Genomic DNA, 21,986 nt, shown 5'->3' on the forward strand with positions numbered 1-21,986 from the left:
TTATTAAATACAGTTTCATTTTTTTATTACTTATTTACTTACGATTTATGATGTGAAAAGGAACTATTCCTCTCCAAAATGTAATTAAATTTATGTCTTCTAGAAGTTTTCTGGCTTTTCAGTAGTAATATTTATCTTCCAGCTACCTTGTTCATATACATTATTTATATAATAAGTCACAGGTTTCACCTTAGGATCCCCCTGAAAAGTTACAATTGCTTTATACTTAGTAGCGGTATATCCTTCAGTTTTCACTGTCATTACTACATCATAACCTTCTAAGTTATCACCCTTAGCAATTTCGGCATTTTGTATTTTCTTTAGCCTATCCTCAAAATACATAATATCTGTAGAAAGTTGATATTTAGTTGTTTCTATATCACTTTTAATGTTTAAGCCTATCTTTTTACCCTTATTATCTCCGGTGTTAAAGGTTTCTAGGGTTCTTAGTAAGCTTTCATAGTATATATTTTCAAAATCTATTGGTTTTCTGTTATTACCAAAATTTTTAATTATATCATTATCTAATCTGTTAGATACAATATAATTTTTGCCCTCATTATAAAAGTTAGCTCCGTTTCCTTTGTCTAACCCTGCTACATAGTTAAATTTACTTATCTTATCCGGTGCTTCATAAATCTCAAAAATATAATCTGGTTCTAAGGAAGTCTTTCCTTCCACTTCCTTTGCGCTAGAAAGAAGCTGATATATATCCAGAACTGCCTCTTCATCGGTTACAGTAAATTTATAGCTTTTATCTCTAGTACTTTGAATAGTTATTTTCATAACGCCTCGTTGCTTTATGTATTCAAAATCCTTATTTTTTTTCGGAATAATTGCACAGGCTGATAAAAATGAAGTTGCTATCAATATTGTTATTATAATTAAATACTTATTTAAATTTCTCATTTTCCCCTCCATAACAAAAATTTAGAGAAGCATTATGCTTCTCTAATTATTTTTCTTACTTAGTATAAACTACATTTATTAATAAATATAGTTATTAAACATTTTAGCGTACTTATATTATAATACTTCTTCTCATAACTTTACAAGTTATATCCCAATTATTTTACATTGTACATAATTAAAATTATATAGTCTACCCCTTTAATATATCATTAAAAGAAAAGGTATTTATTATATTTTCTAAAAATATAGGTGTGTTTTCTTTATGCTTTTCATCGTTTATAACAAAATTTACTTTTATAATATAATCCTTTTGCTTAATATAGTAATTATAAATTTTATTAGTTTTATAATTATTTATACTTAGATTATATTGAAGGATATATCCATCATTATTTTTAATTTTTGATGGATTCAAGGTGTAATCTTTAATCCCCATATTTTTAATTTCTTTTATATCTACATCAATTAACTTTTTCATATCATCCTTTGTGCTGATAATTTGTATAAATCCATGGGTATATGTATCATCAGATACAAATTCATTAAAGTAAATGACATTTTCTCTACTACTTGAACCTTCACTTGCAATCCATGACTGTGGAAGACTATAGCTTAACTTACCTTCTAAAGCATCATATTTTTTAAAGGATCCTATATTATTTTGAATTAAAGTGGCCATTTTTAATTTACTCTCAAAATACTGACCAAGTCCAACTATAGTAATCATTAATCCTATGAGTATCACTACTAACCCTGTCTGCCTATTCTTTGCTATCATTACTCTCATCCTGTGGTTCCTCCTTTTATACATTATAAATGTACAAGTACCCATTCATCGCTAGGTACTTGTACATTTATTTATAATAAAAATTAGCTTTAATTTATAATTAATACTATAACTAACCTTAAATTAAAATTAATTCTTTGTAATATATCTATGAGGCTTGTATAAAAAATAGAATAAATTTAAGTAAAAAAATAATCCCCTACCTTATCAGCAGAGGATTATTTCATAGTTTTAAGAACGTTTTATTGGAATTACTACATTATTTGTCTTAAAGTCGTAGTACATGAGCCAGTGTCCCATATCCTTTTCTTCCTTAGATGGCATCCAAGTAACGAATCCTGTTTTTCCACCATAAGGTTGATCTTCTAATGCTTTGGTTCCAGGTATTCCATAAATTATATATTTTAGATTACCTTCATCATCACATTTATATCCAATTATAAAGTTTTTCTTTTTAGATATATATGGGTAATAACAAATCATTGGATAAAATACTACTGTATACTTATTATAGTCATATATGCAATACATATCTTCAAGTTTATTTACTGCAACTTTATACCAGAAACAGTTTTTAATATTTTCATTTTCTCCGAGCTTTTCAAAGCCCTTAACTACATTCTTAAAGAACTCTCCTGTATTACCTAGTGGCCAGTTGTATTTATACATATGGTTTTCATTACTTTCCCAATTATTACATTTCCCATAGTTTTTCTTATTATCTTTATACTGATTGCAAGATTTATGATCATCATATTCATCATCCATATGGTGTAGTATATGATGTTCATAATGATTATCCTCATCCTGCTCTTCATGATGCATATGGTTCATCATGAGGTGATTGCAGTTATCCTCCTCATCATGGTTATTCTTATAAGCCTTATGCTGCTTACAGTAATCGCAGTCGTCATCCTCATAATCATCCATATATCCATGATGCTTATTGCAATAATCCTGTTCATCTTTGTGCTTCTTGCACTTTTTATGCTTATGTCTTTCAAGTTTAGAACTTTCTATTTCTTCTTCATATCTATCAAAAATATCCATTCCCCTAGGTGTTGTAGTACCTTGGTTTACTGGAGTCATATTTATAATGGTATCATCTTCATAATAATCCTCAAACTCATCAATAAAGTCATTTTGTGTTCCTGTAGTAGGTTGTGTTCCCATTCCTGCGCCAGTTCCAACACTTGTTGTTCCTGCTCCTGTTCCTACACCAGTGCCTGTTCCCATGGTTCCTGTGCCTCCAGTACTCGTTCCTGTAGCTCCAGTTCCAACTCCAGTACCAGTTCCAACACCTGTGGTTCCTGCTCCTGCTCCTACGCCAGTGCCTGTGCCCATGGTTCCTTTACCTACAGTACCCGTTCCTGTAGCGCCAGTACCAGTTCCAACACCTGTGGTTCCTGCTCCTGTTCCCACGCCAGTTCCTGTTCCCATGGTCCCTTTACCTACAGTACCCGTTCCTGTAGTTCCAGTTCCAGCACCTGTGGTTCCTGCTCCTGTTCCCACACCAGTTCCTGTTCCCATGGTTCCTGTGCCTACAGTACCCGTTCCTGTAGTTCCAGTTCCAGCACCTGTAGTTCCTGCTCCTGTTCCCACACCAGTGCCTGTTCCCATGGTTCCTTTACCTACAGTACCCGTTCCTGTAGCTCCAGTTCCAGCGCCTATGGTTCCTGCTCCTGTTCCCACACCAGTGCCTGTTCCCATGGTTCCTGTGCCTACTGTACCCGTTCCTGTAGTTCCAGTTCCAACACCTGTGGTTCCTGCTCCTGTTCCTACACCAGTGCCTGTTCCCATGGTTCCTTTACCTACAGTACCCGTTCCTGTAACTCCAGTTCCAACTCCTGTACCAGTTCCAACTCCAGTGCCAGTTCCAGCACCTGTGGTTCCTGCTCCTGTTCCCACACCAGTGCCTGTTCCCATGGTTCCTTTACCTACAGTACCCGTTCCTGTAGTTCCAGTTCCAGCACCTGTAGTTCCTGCTCCTGTTCCTACGCCAGTGCCTGTTCCCATGGTTCCTGTGCCCCCAACTCCAGTGCCTGTAGTTCCTGTTCCATTTGTTCCCGGCTGAGTAGTTCCTTTAGATATTGGGTAAGTAGTCCAATCTTTTGGTACATCAGTAGTTGAAAATCCTACCATAATAGGAGTTATAGTTCCATTCATAGAAACTACTGCTGCCCCAACTATCTTATCCATAGCAATATTAGTGTTGCCTATACTATTCATATCATAATCGAAATTAACATCAGCTCTACCGTTATCGTCTATGTTCAATCTTCCTAAATTTATAAGGCTTCTTGGATTTTGTTTATCTGTTATCAAAATCATATAATAAGGGCCTCTGTCTCGTTTTAAGTTTTGAACATAGTAGGATATTTTTGATCTATTATTTTTAACTTCCAATTTAGCATATCCAGAAGGTGCCTTGTCAGCGTCCATACCGTAACCCTTTTGCTCTTCTTGCAATATGATAAAATATCTACTGTAGCTTTTTCTAGGTGTCACTCCCAATTACCTCCATTATAATTTATACATTATAATATATGAGCGATGTGCCTAAAAGATGAAAGTTTTTTTCTACAGCTTTAACTCTGCTTTTGAGGAACAATTTTTTTAACCCGAATTCTATAAAATCCTATTTAAGCTCTGATACCGTATTAGCCAAGTTTGCAAATTCTTCGATAGATAAAGTTTCACCTCTTCTACCAGAATCTATATTTGCCTTTTCAAAGGCCTCTTTTAAAGTTTCTTTGTCCAATCCAACATTTTTCATAGCATTAGAAAGAGTTTTTCTTCTCATGTTAAAGGATTGTCTTATTATACTGAAAAATAGCTTCTCATCCTTCACTTGTACTCTTGGTTTTTTTAGTATATCTAATCTTATTACTATGGAATCCACCTTAGGAGAAGGTATAAAGGAAGAAGGTGGTACTCTTCTTATAATTTTTGTGTCACAATAATATTGGGCAAGTAATGAAAATGCGCCATAATCCTTAGTGCTTGGCTCTGCATCAATTCTTTCTGCCACTTCTTTTTGTATCATTATAGTTATAGATTTAATATTATATTTACCATTAAGTAAGTTTGCAATTATAGGAGTAGTAACGTAGTAAGGTAAATTTGCAACTATCTTTACACTCTTTTCTTCTCCTATGAGCTCATTATAATCTACCTTCAATGCATCTTTATGTACTAATTGAAAATTAGGATACTCTTTTAGTTCTTCCTGCAATATAGGTATAAGCCTTTCATCAAGTTCTATGCTTGTAACTTTTTTAGCTCTTTTTAAAAGCTCTTTAGTTAGAGTTCCAACTCCTGGGCCTATTTCTATTACATAATCTTCCTCTGTAATATCAGCTCCCTCAACTATATCATCTAATACTGTATCATCTGTCAAAAAGTTTTGACCGAGACTTTTTGTGAATTTAAAATTATATTTTAATACTATATCTTTAGTACTTAAGTTTTCCATGCTAAATCTCCTTCTCAATCTTTTCTAGGGCCTTAATAAATTCTTCTTTTGAAATACCATAGTTATTTAATCTAGTTACAAGTTGGTTAGTGTTGCAATATCCTATTCCTAGTTGCTTTCCTAGGGCATCTCTTCTTTCCCTTGCTTTGTTATTGCCTGTAAGCTTAAAATAATACATATCTTGAATATCAAATTCTTTTCTTGTTTCCTTTATTTCACACTTTGCATTTTCTAAAGCTCTAATAATAGTTTCTGGAGATGCATTTTCAACACCTATATCTCCATCCTTTGTTCCTTCACTTTGAGTTATGTATGCATGTTTTACATCGGGTACTCTTTTAGAAATAATTCTTCTAATTTTTTCTCCTGCAAAATCTGGATCTGTTAAAATAATTACCCCTTGTCTTTTTTGCGCTTGCTTTATTTTCTCTATTATTTGTCCATTTATTCCAAACCCGCTTACAGAAATAACTTCTGCTTCTACAGCTCTTTTTACTGCTGTTATATCATCTCGTCCTTCTACTACAATAACTTCCTTAATCATAAATCTGCCTCCAAATAATAACTTACCTATTATATCTACTTAGGCATCTTCAAAAAATAAGTAAGTCAGTATGCTAGTCTATTTTGTGTTATTATTTATTTTCAGATACCTTATATTATTTTACCATGTAAATTCTCAATATAGGAAACCAAATGAAAAACTTTTTATACTCAATTATATTGATTTTCCTAAGGTTTTCTCAATGAACCTTAACTAGTAGTATTATAAATAGCTTGTGATTTTTATTCTTTATGTATTCACAATATAGTAACCCAAATTAAGACTTAACTCCCACATGAAAGCTACCTTGTTTTTCTTAGGGCTTTTCGGCGAAGGATTAAATCTATCATGAATGAAATAAGTTTTCATCATTGAGGCCTATAGCAAAATAAAAAATAGGAGATTATTCTCCTATTTTATAATATAAACGTTTATTCTTCTTCTTCCCCAATTCATCATCTCTGAATAAGTATTGAAATATACATCTATTATATTTCCTTTTATAGCACCACCAGTATCTTCTGCAATTGCATAACCATATCCTTCTATATATAGTTTTGTACCAAGTGGAATAACTCTTGGATCTACTGCTACTGTGCTATATCCGTTAGGGTCACGTCTACATTTTGTACCTGTTGCGGTTCTATCTGATGCATCACCTCTATCTGCTGAATATGCAGTCGATGAAAATGATAGCTTTTTAGTGTACAAAACTTCTCCTCCACGAGATGGTCTTAAAACGCCAAGTGTACCAATATCAACTATTTTCTTTATTGGATTCTTTTGAACTTTCTCTTCAACTACTTTGCGATTAACTTCTTTACCATCTTCATACACAACCTCTGTTGTGATCGCTTTTTCTCCTGATGATCCTTCTTGAACTATCCTTTGGGTTCCTTCGGCTAGATCATTATTCTTTCTTACTTCAGTTTCAAAAGCAATTTCTTGAACTTCATTTAATATTTCTCTTTTTACTCTTGTTATTTGAATTTTCATGCCATTCTCTAATGGCTTTTCTAAAGCTGGAACAATTTTATCCTCTGCCTCTAGGGTTATGTTTTCAACAGCTAATAAATCCTTAACTGTTGGTTCTGCAGAAGCAAGGGTTAAATCTTTTCCATCTACATTCACTTCAATTTCCACGGCCTTACTAATATATATAATATCTCCGTCTTTTACTTCACTGTCTAATGTCATAGAAACTTTATCTTTTTCACCAACACTTATACCATAGTCTTCAAAAACCTTATTTAGATTTTTAGCTAAGGTAGTTATCTTGGTTTCCTTTCCGTCTATAACTACTGTTATGTCTTTTCTTAAGTTCAAAATTGTAATTGTTGTACACATTAAAACTAATGCTACAATAAATAATGTCTTAGGCCAAATTGAAAAATATTTTTTCAATTTATCTTTAGCAATGATATTCATAAAGATTACCTCCCCTAGACAAGAGTACTAAGCAATTATATATTACCCTAGTTTATGTGTCAAATTTTAGCACTCTATCTCTTGAATTGACTGTAGTAAATGCATCTCATGCATAGAATTATAAATAATTCCCTTTAATGCTATAAATATCAGTCTTCTCTGGGTGGAATTGAAGTGTTTTTTAATGTATATTCAAAAACGTAATTAATATTCCTGTTCCAAAGAATTAATTTACTATTTTTGAGCTTATTACCAATAATTAACATTATAATGGATTATTTTAAATTAAGCAAGTTTTTTGTGTTTTTTATGGTATTTTTTTCCACATCTTCTTTGGTTATACCCTTTAAATCTGCTATTTCCTCAATTATATATTCAATATAATTTGATTGATTTCTTTTCCCTCTATAAGGGGTAGGAGCCATGTAAGGACAATCTGTTTCCACTAGTAGCTTATCAATTGGTACAGCCTTAACCACCTCTTTAATTACCTTTGCATTTTTAAAGGTAACCACTCCTGTGATTCCTATATAGTAACCTAACTTTAAGCACTCCTTTGCAAACTCTACACTACCTGAAAAACAGTGAACTACACCCTTAACCTGGCTAAATTCCTTCATGATTTCTAGAGTATCTTGATGTGCCTCTCTATCATGTATTACTACTGGCAAATTAAGCTCTCTAGCAGCTTCCATCTGCATTCTGAAGGCCTTTTTTTGCACTTCTCTAGGAGGATTTTCTTCCCAGTAGTAATCTAATCCAATTTCCCCAATAGCTCTAACCTTAGGATTCTTAGCATGGTTCTTAATTTGCTCTATTAAGTTTTCATCTACTATCTGAGCATATTCTGGATGGATTCCAACAGCTGCATATACAAAGTCATACTTTTCTGCTAGTTCAATAGACATATTAAGCCCTCTTAAATCTGAACCACAGTTTAAAACTCCTATTACTCCCTTTTCTTTTATCTCCTTTAAAACTAAATCTCTATCTTCATTAAATTGGCTATCATCATAATGTGAATGTGAATCAAATATCATAGCTTTCTCCTATTCTAATTAAATATTTCAATGTTCTCTGAAGGTTTTCTTATCTAGGCTTATCAACAACCCCTTAAAAAGGGCGTATACTCAAGCTTCTAAAATATTGTTAAAGCTTATATTATTTAAGTAAACTTGTCCACAAATTGTACTATAACTTATAGTGGACATAAACCACAACTCTGCTATAAGCCCATTATGATTTATGTCCACTTTTTCAAGTTTTATTCAAAACTAGTAATTTACCCTATTTTATATTTTAGTAAAGGGCTGAAAGTACTGGTGTTAGAATTCCCATAACTGCTCCTAAAACTGCTCCAAGCCAAGTTATTGCACTTAGCTCCTTACTTGCAATTTCTAAGATTATTTCTTCTGCATAAGTAACTTCAAATTCATTAATTTTTTCTTCTACTACCTTTGATATGTTAAATAATTCTATAAAATCTGATGCTTTATTTTCCACAAAAGTGCTATATAAATCTAAGGTTATAGCTGAGACTTTAGAAGATAAATCTCTGCCTTCCTTTTGGAAAATGAATTTCATTTGAGTATTTAAAATTCTTTGTAGACTACTAGTTAAAAACTTACTTACACTGCTTTCTAATCCGTAGCTTTCTAAGAACATATCTAATTTATTTTCCACAAAGTTAACTAATTCTTCCTCTAGGTTTATGCCAGCTTTGTTAAATACAGTTCCTAAGGTATCACTGTTATTTAAATCACTTTCAACTCCTTCTATAAGAGTATTAATTATTTTATGTTCTTTTACATTGCTAAGTAAGAACTTCCAAAGTTTTTTTCCAATTAAGTTTTCTTGTTCTTCATTACTAACAGGAATATTTTCTAGAATATCTATAACTTTAGTTTTAGTGACTTTAGTTAATACCTCATTTAAAATTAGCACAATGTCTACTAAAGTTTCTTCAGTTTCTAGCATTTCAGAAGCTCCATCCACTATTTTGTTGTAAATAGTATCTGAGTTTACAAACATTGCTATCATAGGGTTAAGTTGAGTTGATAGGATATTACTAATTATACCTTTGATTTTAATCTCATACTTTTCTTCTTTAAGAGCCCCTTGTATGTACTTTCCTATTTCGTGACGCTTATTGTACATATAAACCTTAAGGTTACCTATCACTGTAGGAGGAATTATTTCCTCTAAGGTATTTTCCTTTATGCCTTCTAATTTACCTGAAATTAAATTAAGAATATTTTCCTTAATAGCTCCATTTTCCATGCTTTGGTTTAAATTATTAATTAAATTAAGTCTTATATTTTCATAAGCTTGTGAAGATAAAACAGCTTTAGGAGAATTATTTAATAAGGTTCCTATTTCTTTTCTTACAATAGAAGTTACTTTACTTTTAAATTCTTTGCCTTTAACTTCTTCTACTACAATAGCTGTTATATTTTTTTCTAAGTCACCCTTTATTTCTTCATAATGTCCATTTAATAAAGACTTTAAGTTTTCTTCTAAGGTTGAATCACTAGTTTCTAACTTTTTTACCTCTCCCTTTATCCAACCTGAAAGGGCCTCTTTAATTTTGTCACTACATAAAGAATTTAGGATAGTTTCCTTTGTTAAAAGATGAGCTCCAATAGCCTCTCCCACACTTTTAGCAATTCTTTTTCTTTCCTTTGGTATAAGTCCTGGAGTAAAAGGAACCTTTATGCCAAAGATTCTTTTTTCCTCATGGGGTCTAAATAACATTTTTATAGCAAGCCAGTTAGTGATATATCCAATAACTGCTCCAACTAAAATACCAATTATGTATTTCATTAAAATTCCTCCTCTTATGATAAATAATGAATAAGTTCATTTTGTACTTATCGCAGGTTTTAAAGCTGGGGCTTTACCTTGTTCCTCTATAAAATTTCTCATAGAAAAACTAGCCTCCTATGAGGTACTTCTTCATCTTGGTTACCTATATTCAGAATTATTTTTAGTGTGGGTTTTATCCTGCTTATAAATACTATATATAATGAAAAATTATAAAACTACTACTTTAAGATTGCAACTATTAAGGAAAATTTTGTTTACTATAATTAGTAATTTATTGTTATAATATAGGGAACTAAAGGTAGGACTTAACTTATACTTTATTTCCACCTTTGATTCCTTAAGGCTTTTTGGTGGTGAATGAAATTCATCATGAATATAATTCATGATGAGTAAAATAAATTATTACTTTTAAAGCCTATAGCTATGCAAAAAAGTTTAAGTATAATGGTTGAAAGGTTGATGAAATTATGATATTTGATACTCATATTCATACTAGTTTTTCTTCTGATTCGAAAATGAATATTAAAGATGCCCTTGATAAAGCTAAAGCTTTAGGTATTGGATTAGTTATTACAGATCATATGGATTTAAATTATCCTGACAAGGAAAAGTTTAAATTTCCTGTAGCTGACTTTTTTAAAACCTATGAACCCTATAAAAGCTCCTCTTTGCTTCTTGGCATTGAGCTTGGAATGGACACAGGCTATGAAGCTGAAAACAAAAATCTCGTAGATACCTATAACTTTGATGAAGTCATAGGCTCTCAGCATTTTCTTCATGGCTTTGATATATATGATGCTTCTCTTTATAAGGAAAAAACTAAAGAGGAGTTATTTAGAGACTATTTTTTAGAAATTATAGCTTCCTTAAAAACTCATAGTTATATAGATACCTTAGGCCACATAGATTTTATTTCAAGATACTGTCCCTTCGAGGATAAAGAAATTTACTATGATGATTATTGTGATTATATCGATGAAATTATAAAACTTTGTATTAATTATGATATCTCTCTAGAAATTAATACTCGCAGACTAGGCATGGTTAAGTCTTTAAATAGTCTTGTAAGGATTTATAAAAGATACAAAGAGCTTGGGGGAAACTATGTTACCATAGGTTCTGATGCTCACACTGTTGATTCTATAGGTCTCAACTTAAATAAAGGCTTTCAAGTCGCTGAGAGCCTGGGGTTAAAACCTATTTATTTTAAAAATAGAACCGTTGAGTATATAAAATAACCTGTCTATTTTTTAATATTTAAATCAACTCAATTATTAAAGCAAACCTTCACCTAATTTGACCATTGAAGGTTTACTTTATTTCATCACACTTGACAATAACATAGAATTAAAAATAAAAATAAGCTATAAGAGGGGGATTATCTCTTATAGCTTAGGGGTTAAATCGTCCTATATCTACTGAAAATAGGACTTATAGTATGGGGGGATGTTAGAAACTTCTTTAATTTGAGTATCTATTCTAATTATCTCCACTTATCTAGAAATTATTCCTTTGTATCGTACATTATTTCAAAATATCCTTGAGGGTATTTACATGCAGGACATGCCTTTGGTGCCTCAGTTCCTTCATAAATGTAACCACAGTTTATGCACTTCCAATATTGAGCTGTATCTCTTTTATATAATCTCTCATTCTTAAGAGCTTCGTGTAAATCTAAATACCTTTGCTCATGGCCTTTTTCAACTTCTAATATTTTATTAAAAGCAAATTCTACTTCAGGATAACCCTCTTCTTTTGCTATTTTTGCAAACTCTGGATAAGCAGTGCCCCACTCTTCCTTTTCTCCTTCTGCAGCTGCCATTAGGTTTTCTAAGGTATCTCCATAAGCTACTGGATAATCTGCATCTACATGTATTTGATTTTTACCAAGACCTTTAACTAAAAGATCAAAGAATATATAAGCATGAGCCCTCTCATTATCAGCAGTTTCATAGAACACGTTAGAAATTTGCATATGTCCTTCCTTTTGGGCAACCTTAGCATAGAAGGTATATCTATTTCTTGCTTGAGATTCACCGGCAAAGGCTTTGGCTAAGTTATCAGCAGTTTTACTTCCTACTAAACTTTTCATTTTAAAAACACTCCTTTAAATTCTTTATATATGTATTAGTTTCACTCTGTTTCTAATATTTCCAAAACCAACTTTAATAATTCATTTAAATTTGCCTGTAGTTATATAGAAAAAAATCTAAGCATTCAAGAGGGTTAAACTCTATCTACTCTAAATATTTAAAACAATTATAATGTGAGCAAATTTTTATACCTTCATGAAGGCAAAGCTAAATTCATTGTAAAAAAGAAAAGCTCTAGCTTTTACTAGAACTTTTCTTTTTAGGTTAATTGTAATATTAGTTAATTATCCCAGTGAGTTAATTAATAATTATCTTACTATAGACCCTGTTGGTAAATCTCCTGGATTTGTAGCTAGTAACTTACTATCATCATCTGTTGATCCATAAAGTATCATTCCTTGAGATAGTTCGCCTCTTAAAGTTACAGGTTTTAAGTTTGCAACTAGAATTACATTTTTGCCTACTAACTCTTCTGGCTTGTAGTGCTCTGCTACTCCAGATATTACTTGACGGATTTCTCCACCTAAATCTACTTTTAGTTTTAAAAGTTTCTTAGCCTTTTTCACTGGCTCACATTCTAAAACTTTTACTACTCTTAAATCTATCTTGTCAAAATCATCTATAGTGATTTCTTCTTTAATTGGAGTCATTGGTGCTCTCTCTGGCTGTTTTTGAGCTTCTGAAAGTTTATTTAACTCTTCAATTTTTGCATCCACATCTATTCTTGGGAACATAACTTCTCCCTTATTTACCTTACTTCCTGCACTAGTTCCGTCAAAGGCAGATAAACTGTTCCAAGAAGCTGCCTCAATACCTAATTGACTATTTATCTTAGCACTTGTTGATGGTAAGAAGGAAGAAAGTAATGCTGAAGTGATTCTTAAAGATTCTGCTAAGTTATATAACACTGTAGCAAGTCTTCCTTTTCTACTCTCATCTTTTCCTAGAACCCAAGGAGTTGTCTCATCTATATATTTGTTTGTTCTTCTAATTAAAGTCCAAATGTGATCTAAAGCATCAGATACCTTTAATTTATCTATTTCTTTTTCTACTTTTCCTGGAACTTCAAGAGCAAGTCTTATAAGCTCATCATCCACTGCCTCTTTTTCATCTGGGGCTGGAATTACTCCATCAAAGTATTTTTCAATCATTGTTACTGTTCTTGAAACTAAGTTTCCAAGGTCATTAGCAAGGTCTGAGTTTGTTTTCTTTATGAAAATTTCATTGTTGAATAATCCATCAGAACCAAATGGGATTTCATGTAGTAAGAAGTATCTCACTGCATCTACTCCAAAGTGCTCCACTAGTACCACTGGGTCTACTACATTGCCCATGGATTTAGACATTTTTCCACCATCAACTAAAAGCCAGCCGTGTCCAAAAATTTGTTTTGGAAGTTCAAGGTCTAACGCCATTAACATAATTGGCCAGTAAATTGTGTGGAATCTTAAAATATCTTTTCCAATTAAGTGAACATCCGCTGGCCAGTATTTGCTATAAAGCTCAGTGTTGTCACTGTTATAGCCAAGAGCTGTTATATAGTTTGAAAGTGCATCTATCCAAACATAAATTACGTGTCCTTTATCAAACTCCACTGGTATTCCCCAGTTAAAAGAGGTTCTAGATACACATAGGTCCTGTAAACCTGGTTTTAAGAAGTTATTAACCATTTCATTTTTTCTTGACTCTGGTTGGATAAATTCAGGATGAGACTCAATATATTCTAAAAGTCTATCTGCATACTTTGACATTTTGAAGAAATAAGCTTCTTCTTTAGCCTTTTCAACTGGTCTTCCGCAATCTGGGCACTTTCCATCTTTAAGCTGAGTTTCTGTCCAGAAAGCTTCACAAGGAGTGCAATACCAACCCTCATAAGCTCCCTTGTAGATATCTCCCTGCTCGTATAATTTGTTAAATATTTTTTGAACTGCACTAATATGATAATCATCAGTAGTTCTTATAAACTTATCGTAGCTTATATCCATAAGCTTCCAAAGGTCTTTAATTCCAGCAACAATTTCATCTACATACTCCTTTGGAGTAACGCCCTTTTCTTCTGCTATTCTTTGAAGCTTTTGACCATGCTCATCTGTTCCAGTTAAGAACATTACATCATGATCTGTAAATCTTTTAAATCTTGCAATTGCATCTGCTGCTACCGTAGTATAAGTGTTTCCTATATGAAGCTTTGCAGATGGGTAATAAATTGGTGTGGTGATATAGTATGGTTTCTTACTCATTTTTCTTCCTCCTCTATTAGGTATCTTCAAAAAATAAGTAAGTCAGTATCCTCGTCTATTTTGTGCTATACTGCGTCAACAGAACTCTTAGATAGCTCTGCTATCTGCGGAACCTGGTTCCTTGTCTAACTCAAAATATCCTTCACATCTTTGACTTATTATTTATTTTCAGATACCTTAAAAATTTTATAATTACTTTTCAACTTTATAGGACACTAAATATTCTTAATTTATGAATCTACCTTGGGTTTCTTTAGTATTTAGTTATTCATAGGTTAGTTATCAATTTAAAGCCCTATAACAAATTAAAATAAAAAAAGTCCCTATGTGGAAATATTTCCACATAGAGACGTAATATACGTGTTACCACTCTATTTTATACTTATTTCACAATAAGTACCTTAGTAAGTGACTCCCCTATAACGGTTTTATCACCCCGCAATATATCGGTTGCCACCGTATTCCCCTAAATAACATTCAGGAAATCTGCTCCAAGGCCATGTTCTCAAGGTTTATTTTCACTGGCTTTCACCTAACCCAGCTCTCTTTGGAAAACTTTCCTTAATACTCTTCTTTTCATAGCATTAATTTAATTTTATATTTATTATTATGATATGATAAAGAAAAAATTATGTCAATATAAAAATTTTATTTAATAAACCCTACAAATAATGCTAAGGTTAAGGCACTATCAAGGAAAATTGGTTTAGTATAGCTAAGAGCCATTACATTTTTCTCTAAGTCATCCTTATAGTTTAAATACCCATACACTAAGCAAATTAAACTAATAATAATCATAGCAGTTGCTCCCACTGGAAATGTAAAATTAGCTGGCAGTGCTCCTTGGAGGTTTTTAAAAAACGTCATTTTTACAGCTAATATTTTAACTATACTTGTAACTACATAAGTTGAGATGAATATTATTTTTCTAACTTTGTAAGAAAATCTATATTCTATCAAGGATAATAAACTAAATAAAGAAATGGAAGGTATTATCCAAATCATCCCATAGGTTATTACATAAGCTAGTGAAAATACTAAAGCTTCCCCAGTTTCAATGAAGGCTTCTACTTTTTCATCAAATCTACTTTTATTATTTGCCTCCTTAAAATCCTCTCTTGTAGAGGTCATATATATTTTTGCTTCACCTTCTTTTACTATGTCCAAGAACACTAAAGTATCCTCATGAATGGCAGGGTTTATAGATACCGCTTTAGTTCTGGATACCACTTCAGAATTTGCCCCTAATTTTTCCTGAACTTGCATTTCCATTATATCTGTTTGGTTTTTTCCCTTAGCCATATCTCTAGTAGAACTTAATAGTAAAGTTCCTTCCTTACCTGTATAGACTGTTGGAGTTGCAATGGTAATTCCAGCCCCATTATAAGTGTATCCCTTTTCTGTAAACTCAGCTTTTATATGAAACTCTCCGTTTCCAGTAACCTCTCCAGTATCAAGGGAAAAGCAAACATATTTGTAGCCTATATAATCACTTTTGAACATATATTCAATTAAATTTGTAACTATGCCATTATTTACTACAGAAGTCATATTGGAAAATCTCACCCTAGTTGATGGGCTCATAGCTCCTCCTGTTTTTATGTCCGATGGAATTCCATTTTCTAAAAAGAAATAACTAAACTCTCCAGAGGAATTGGTATACAGTATGCAATCTTTGCCATTATACTTAACTGCTGATGCTAAAAAAGTATCTTCCCCTGTCTTTACAGTTGTGACCTTGTTTTCCTTTAAATTAATTAGGTCAATTTTCTCTTTATATACTGCTGCTAAAGTATTGTCGTCAATTTTAATATAACTTACAAGCCCTTGAATTAGGTTATTATCTGAAGTTTTTAAATTCTCATCAAGAGTAATTATTCTTAGCTCTCCACTGTCTGCTCCTATTACTAAATAGGATAAAATAAGCTTATCGCCACTTTGAAATATGCTTATGTTTTGTGGAACTTCCGTGTCTGCTGAAACTAAATTTTCTTGTAACACCTTTCCTAAAGGGTCTACAGACATAACTTTAATGTCCTTTCCCTCGCTAAAGGCTGCAATATAATTATTTTTATACTTTGTTATAGATGGAAATCCTTTAATATTTCCTTCAGCAATTAAAACTTCCTTTGCCCACTTTTCTGAGGGTGGTTGAATTGCTACATAGTAATTCAATTTATAATGATAACTAAAAATTATAAGAACAATAATAACCATAGCCCCATAAAAAAACTTATTTATCTTCATTTTCTAATCCCCCATTATTTTTTTAATACAACCTCATGAGGATTGAAAGCATCCCTTAAGGCATCCCCTAAAATGTTAAAGCATATTATGGTTATAGATATTACAAAGGCTGGCATAAGCACTTGATAGGGATAAAAATGAATCGCAAAGCTTGCAGTGTAAAACATTTTCCCCCAACTTAACATTGCACTTCCAAACCCTATAAAACTTAACATGCTTTCAAGTAGTATAATACTCGGTATTTCTAAGGTTATAGTTACTATAGCAATACTTATTATATTTCTCATCAAATGTTTACTAACGATTCTAGAGGTACTTGCTCCTAGCGCCTTTGCTGCTAAAATATATTCTTGTTCTTTTTGTTGGATAAATTGTCCCCTTATTAAAGAAGCTATATTACACCATCCGCTTATGGTCATAGCAATTACGAAGGTAAAGATAGAAGGTCCTAAAATTAAGTTAACCTGTACAACTATTACTAATAGTGGTATGTTTGCAAGAATTTCAATTATTCTCATAAGAACATCATCTGTGAGTCCACCATAATAGCTACATATACCTCCATAAATCATGCCAATAGTTAAATTTATAAGGGCAATTATAATTCCCAGCAGTAGCGAAATTCTTGCTGCCTGCCATACCCCTGTAAAGATATCTCTTCCTCCTTCATCTGTACCAAAGAAGTGAAGCATCGATGGTTTTAAGTTCCTTATTTTATAATCCTGTTGCAAATAAGAATACTTTGACACCGTTGGATAGATTATAGCCATAGCAATGATAATTAATAAAATAGTTGCTGTAATAATAGCTACCTTATTCTGAAAAAAGGCTATCCTAACGCTTTTCCAGTAGGTGAGACTTGTCCCATTCCACTCCTCACCTATATCAGTTTGTTCTACCCTCTGAAATTTATTAGCTGTTACTTCCTTCATATAAATCCCCCATTTTACCCCTTAATTATTTTTACTTATCTTTTGTTTTTATAGATAAACAAGCTCATAAAATAAACATCTTTTAGTATGAAAATTTACCCATACCAGGAATAACTTAAATATTTACAATACATTGAGCGTGTCTATATCTTATGCATAACCCACTTCTTAAAAAATACCAGCTTAAACGTTGAAGTGTTTTCTCTATAGTCAACCAAAATCAAGGCTTACCTTACTCCTACCTTGTTTCTCTTAAGGCTTTTTGGTGATGGATTTCATTCATCATGAATAAAATTCATTCTCACCTTTGAAGCCTTTATTACCTATTTTATATAACTAATTATATTTATTATAGCACTGATTTTTTTCAATGGCAGAAGTTTCAAAAAATTTAATTATTTCCCTATGTTGCATTCTGTTAATATTGGCATAATTTTGCTATAATGAATTGGTATTCATTTTTAATTAATTATTTATGTGTATTAAAGTAAAAGTACTATAGTTATAAAATTCTTTTTCGAAATTTTACTATTAGTAAAAACTTAATACATAAGGGGGATTTTTATGGAACTTACTAATATAAGAAATTATGTTAACAAAAATAATATAAGAGATGTTTTATCTCTTGCACTACCTGCTGTAGGTGAAATGATTTTGTATATGTTAGTTTGGGTGTTAGACACTGTAATGGTAGGTCAGTATGGTGGGGAGCTAGCTGTAAGTACTGTTGGCATTTCCTGCGAAATTGTCTATACTATTGCTAATATACTAATAGCCCAAGGACTTGCTGTAGGAATTACTTCTATTGTAGCTAGAAGGTATGGTGCTAAGGAACTAGATACTGCTGAAGAGTATGCTACCATTGGTTTTTCCCTTGGAACCTTTATAAGTTTTGTTTCCACATTATGTATATTCCTATTTGCAGAAGATCTACTTAAACTAGCAGGGGCAAAGCCTGAAGTTATTTCTTATGGTGTTTTATATATCCATATTGTATGTATTGGTCTTTCTTTCAATATGATGACTAGCATGCTAGCTGCAATTCATAGATCTTATGGAAATACAAAAACTCCTCTTATTATTTCTTCAGTGGTGGTCCTTGTTAATTTAGTTTTAGATGGAGTTTTAATATTTGGTTTATTTGGTGCTCCTGAGCTTGGAATTAAAGGAGCTGCCATTGCCACTGCCATTGCACATATTTCTGGATTTTTATATGCTGCAATTTATACCTATAAGAAATCACTAATCAAGGTAAGGATTAAGTATATAAGCTCTTTCAGCTTTACTAGACTTAAAAGCTTAATCACTCTTTCTATTCCAGCTTCCATGCAGGAGGCTGCTTATGGTATAAGTAAGCTTGGCACTACCTTTATGATTATGTACCTCGGTACTACAGCCTTTGCAGCAAATCAAATTACATTAACTCTTGAATCCATATCCTTTATGCCTGGTTGGGGTTTTGCAGTGGCTGCAACTACCTTGGTGGGAAATAAGGTTGGAGAAAAGGACTTTAAAAAGGCTAAGGAATATGCTTATACCTGTACCATTTTAGGCATAGGAGTTATGCTTTTATTCTCTTTCTTATTCTTAGTGATTCCAACCCAATTAACTAGCCTTTTCATAGCTAGTAGTGAAACAGCAGTTATTTCTCTAGGAACTGCTTGTCTTATGGTTGCTGCCTTTGAACAACCCACTATGGCAGTTTCAATGATCATGGGTGGAGCTTTAAAGGGCTTTGGAGACACTAAAACTCCATTTGTAGTAGCTTTCGTTACTTCTTGGTTTATAAGGCTGCCTCTTGTATATTACTTTATATACTTGCTAAAAATGCCTATAACCTACTTCTGGTGGATTTGTGTAATTCAGTGGGGCCTAGATGGACTACTTTTATATATTATGTTTAAAAAGAAATTTAAAGCCTTTAGTGAGTAATTGCTGTAGAAGGGAAAGTGTAGTTAAGATTAGTAATGTTAATAAACCCTTAATTGCTTATACAACCGCTACTGATATCGAATTCACTGTTTTGCCTTAGAACAAAAAAAGCTGTATTACCTGGAAGTTATTTTCCAGGCAATACAGCTTTTTTTAATAAATAATAAACTTAGCAAGATTTATGGCAACTAAAACTGCACAAAAATCTACAATTAAAGCTACCCATAGACTATGTCGTATTTTCTTTATGCCTATTGCTCCAAAATAAACTGTAATTGTATAAAATATAGTTTCCGTAGACCCCATAATTATTGATGCAGCAGTTCCAATATAAGAGTCTGGTCCAAACTGTTTTACAACATCTGTATAAACCCCAATAGCACCACTACCAGATAAGGGCTTAATAAATATAATAGGCACGATTTCTGGAGGAATCCCCACAAACTTAACCACAGGTTGTATTAGATTTATAAAATAATCCATAGCCCCAGAGGCTCTAAAGCAGTTTACTGCTAGAAGCATGGCAAGTAGATAGGGAAATATTCTTACACAAATATTAAGCCCTTCTTTAGCTCCTTCAACGAAGCATTCATAAACCTTAACCTTTTTTCTAACTCCATAAATTACAACTCCCCCTATTATAATAGGGATTATGGCTTTTACTATATACTGAAATATATTTCCCATATCAGCTTTCTCCTTTTTAAATTATGAACAATTTGCCTTTATTTTATAAATAAACAAACTTTAAACCGTATATGTGTTTAAGGATGGAAATTTGTTCATTTTAAGCTTTTAATGCCACTTCTTGATAATAAAGCTAAAAATGCTTTTGTAATAACTTGCAAAGCAAAACTCCAAGGATTGATGCAAAAGTAGTTGTGCATAGGGCTGCTAAAATAATTGCGCCTGGGTTTTGAGAATTTAGCGCAGCCCTTATGGACACAACAGTAGTAGGTACAAATTGTATACAAGCAGCATTTAGTACTAGAAATAGCACCATGTCATTGCTGGCTACTTCCTTGTCTCTATTTAATCTATCCATTTCCTCCATAGCCTTAATTCCAAAGGGTGTAGCTGCATTAGAAAGACCAAACATGTTAGCAGTAAGGTTCATTACAATGGCTCCTAAGGCCTTTTCATCTCTACCTGCATCTTTAAAGATAAGTCTTAGTACAGGTTTTAAAACCTTAGCTAGCTTATCCGTAAGTCCACTTTTTTCTGCTATTTTCATTACCCCGCACCAAAGACACATCATTCCAACTAAGGCTATGATGAGTTCTACTGTAGACGAGGTGGAGGATACTATAGCCTTTGAAACCATCTCTCCATTTCCATTAAAAACTCCATACCCTATTCCGATTACTAAAATTAGAAACCATATTATGTTTATCATTCATATTTCTCCTTTTTAATGTGGTAATCCCTTTATTAATGCAAGTTTTAAATAATATTCTTGCACGTTTTTGTACTAGCTATAATATATATATTAGTAGGACATACCTCTTATGACTTTTTCTGAAAGAGAAAGCCCTTGAGAAACATATATAAAAAATAGGGAGGGAATTTTATGGAGACCAATAGAACTGTAGAGATTAAAAACTCCAGTGATATTATTACAGTGTTTTATAAAAATCATGAGGTATGGATAAATAGGGTGGACTTAAAAAATGACATTGCTGAAATTTTAGATTTGCAAACCTGTGAAACCTACGTAGTACATTGCAGAAAACTTCTTGAGGGAGTTTCTATAGATAGCTGTAATTCATGTGTTCAACCCTTATTAAAATTTATATAACTATTTAAATAACAAACAAGTTAATTTTGCTCAAGAACTGTGGAAGGAGCTTTAGCTCACTCCTAAAAACTATGGAATAACGGTTCTTTCAAGATGTGGTTAAAATCGACCCTTTTAACTAAGATTAAAAGGTAAAAAAATATAAACCTCTAGTATTAGCTAGAGGTTTATATTTTAAAATTTAGGGTATAAATTAATTATAAGTACTTTTTAGTTAAGGAATACTTGCAATTATTACTTGATGATAAAGGCCTAATAAAGTAAAATGTAATCATAAGCTTAACTAGGGCTACCTGGTTAAAAATAATTTTGAAATCATATTTTTATACATTTAAGATCCGTTTTATTTTCATATATAAACAACCAGAGTCAACACTTTTTATATATAGGTCTATATTGGTTTTCTTAAGACTTTGGTTTATGAATGAAGCAACCTTTAATCCTAAAAGACTATATAATTTATTGCAAAGGAGATTATTATGAAAGAACAAAGTTTAAAACTAGCTCAAAAAGATATTGATGAGGCGTTATCAACTATTGAAGAATTAGAAAAATCTATTCAGGAAAACTCTTTATCTGAGGATGCAATTAAAGAAAACTTTTTAGAACTTTCAAAGAAAATGCAAGAAATTGAGAATATATTAAAAGAAGAAGGAATTCTATAAAATTAAATTTATAGTAGTTAATTAATCCTTCATGTATTAATTAAAATGATTAATTTAATAAAGTTACATAATTAAAAGCGTGCCTTATGAACTGCTCCCATTTAATT

The 21,986-nt window shown here is 32.1% G+C and carries 18 protein-coding genes and 1 other annotated feature; of the genes, 4 read left to right on the forward strand and 14 right to left on the reverse strand.

The annotated features are described in order from the left end of the window. Nucleotides 1–99: 99 nt before the first annotated feature. From B3040_RS17200 to B3040_RS17235, 8 genes are all read right to left on the reverse strand, one after another. Nucleotides 100–909, reverse strand: a complete 810-nt coding sequence (locus tag B3040_RS17200; RefSeq protein WP_291576052.1) for a hypothetical protein — start codon at nt 907–909, stop codon at nt 100–102. 193 nt (nt 910–1,102) lie between these two features. Further along, complete coding sequence (locus B3040_RS17205; protein WP_291576054.1) at nt 1,103–1,699, reverse strand: hypothetical protein; 597 nt, start codon at nt 1,697–1,699, stop codon at nt 1,103–1,105. 231 nt (nt 1,700–1,930) lie between these two features. After that, the gene (locus B3040_RS17210; protein ID WP_291576056.1) at nt 1,931–4,207 is read right to left on the reverse strand and encodes a hypothetical protein; all 2,277 of its coding nucleotides are present in this window, start codon (nt 4,205–4,207) and stop codon (nt 1,931–1,933) included. Nucleotides 4,208–4,337: 130 nt separating this feature from the next. Further along, complete coding sequence (rsmA, locus tag B3040_RS17215) at nt 4,338–5,174, reverse strand: 16S rRNA (adenine(1518)-N(6)/adenine(1519)-N(6))-dimethyltransferase RsmA (protein WP_291576057.1); 837 nt, start codon at nt 5,172–5,174, stop codon at nt 4,338–4,340. Between the two features lies 1 nt (nt 5,175). Further along, on the reverse strand, nt 5,176–5,718 hold the full coding sequence (rnmV, locus tag B3040_RS17220) for a ribonuclease M5 (RefSeq protein WP_291576059.1): 543 nt from the start codon (nt 5,716–5,718) through the stop codon (nt 5,176–5,178). Nucleotides 5,719–6,129: 411 nt separating this feature from the next. Next, nucleotides 6,130–7,146, reverse strand: coding sequence for a 3D domain-containing protein (locus B3040_RS17225; RefSeq protein WP_291576061.1), 1,017 nt, complete (start codon nt 7,144–7,146; stop codon nt 6,130–6,132). Nucleotides 7,147–7,421: 275 nt separating this feature from the next. Further along, nucleotides 7,422–8,186: a TatD family hydrolase gene (locus B3040_RS17230; RefSeq protein ID WP_291576064.1), complete on the reverse strand. Its 765-nt coding sequence runs from the start codon at nt 8,184–8,186 to the stop codon at nt 7,422–7,424. A 259-nt stretch (nt 8,187–8,445) separates the two neighbouring features. Further along, on the reverse strand, nt 8,446–9,969 hold the full coding sequence (locus B3040_RS17235) for a DUF445 family protein (protein WP_291576066.1): 1,524 nt from the start codon (nt 9,967–9,969) through the stop codon (nt 8,446–8,448). A gap of 470 nt (nt 9,970–10,439) precedes the next feature. On the opposite strand from B3040_RS17235, the gene B3040_RS17240 reads away from it, so the two are divergent. Next, complete coding sequence (locus B3040_RS17240) at nt 10,440–11,210, forward strand: histidinol phosphate phosphatase (protein WP_291576068.1); 771 nt, start codon at nt 10,440–10,442, stop codon at nt 11,208–11,210. 266 nt (nt 11,211–11,476) lie between these two features. Here the strand turns inward: B3040_RS17240 and rbr are convergent, their stop codons facing one another. From rbr to B3040_RS17260, 4 genes are all read right to left on the reverse strand, one after another. Beyond that, nucleotides 11,477–12,064, reverse strand: a complete 588-nt coding sequence (gene rbr, locus B3040_RS17245) for a rubrerythrin (RefSeq protein ID WP_291576070.1) — start codon at nt 12,062–12,064, stop codon at nt 11,477–11,479. Between the two features lie 309 nt (nt 12,065–12,373). After that, nucleotides 12,374–14,305 (reverse strand): methionine--tRNA ligase, encoded by a 1,932-nt coding sequence (metG, locus tag B3040_RS17250; RefSeq protein ID WP_291576071.1) that lies wholly within the window; start codon nt 14,303–14,305, stop codon nt 12,374–12,376. A 342-nt stretch (nt 14,306–14,647) separates the two neighbouring features. Further along, nucleotides 14,648–14,894 (reverse strand) — a binding site (T-box leader). Nucleotides 14,895–14,953: 59 nt separating this feature from the next. Then, nucleotides 14,954–16,552 (reverse strand): hypothetical protein, encoded by a 1,599-nt coding sequence (locus B3040_RS17255; protein WP_291576073.1) that lies wholly within the window; start codon nt 16,550–16,552, stop codon nt 14,954–14,956. Between the two features lie 14 nt (nt 16,553–16,566). Continuing rightward, the gene (locus tag B3040_RS17260) at nt 16,567–17,484 is read right to left on the reverse strand and encodes an ABC transporter permease (RefSeq protein WP_291576075.1); all 918 of its coding nucleotides are present in this window, start codon (nt 17,482–17,484) and stop codon (nt 16,567–16,569) included. Between the two features lie 564 nt (nt 17,485–18,048). Here B3040_RS17260 and B3040_RS17265 point away from each other — a divergent pair. Further along, nucleotides 18,049–19,416, forward strand: a complete 1,368-nt coding sequence (locus B3040_RS17265; protein WP_291576077.1) for an MATE family efflux transporter — start codon at nt 18,049–18,051, stop codon at nt 19,414–19,416. Nucleotides 19,417–19,569: 153 nt separating this feature from the next. On the opposite strand, the gene B3040_RS17270 is transcribed toward B3040_RS17265, so the two are convergent. Further along, entirely contained in the window at nt 19,570–20,103 is a 534-nt protein-coding gene (locus B3040_RS17270; protein ID WP_017413674.1) for a spore maturation protein, read from the reverse strand. 133 nt (nt 20,104–20,236) lie between these two features. After that, nucleotides 20,237–20,812 carry a nucleoside recognition domain-containing protein gene (locus tag B3040_RS17275; RefSeq protein ID WP_291576080.1) on the reverse strand — a complete coding sequence of 192 codons (576 nt, stop codon included), beginning with the start codon at nt 20,810–20,812 and terminating at the stop codon, nt 20,237–20,239. Nucleotides 20,813–20,986: 174 nt separating this feature from the next. On the opposite strand from B3040_RS17275, the gene B3040_RS17280 reads away from it, so the two are divergent. Both B3040_RS17280 and B3040_RS17285 read left to right on the forward strand, forming a co-directional pair. Then, on the forward strand, nt 20,987–21,214 hold the full coding sequence (locus B3040_RS17280; protein ID WP_291576082.1) for a small, acid-soluble spore protein, H family: 228 nt from the start codon (nt 20,987–20,989) through the stop codon (nt 21,212–21,214). 479 nt (nt 21,215–21,693) lie between these two features. Beyond that, nucleotides 21,694–21,879 (forward strand): hypothetical protein, encoded by a 186-nt coding sequence (locus B3040_RS17285; RefSeq protein ID WP_017413677.1) that lies wholly within the window; start codon nt 21,694–21,696, stop codon nt 21,877–21,879. Nucleotides 21,880–21,986 lie beyond the last annotated feature (107 nt).

It is taken from the genome of Clostridium sp. UBA4548 (assembly GCF_002387895.1).
Classification (GTDB): Bacteria; Bacillota; Clostridia; order Clostridiales; family Clostridiaceae; genus Clostridium_J.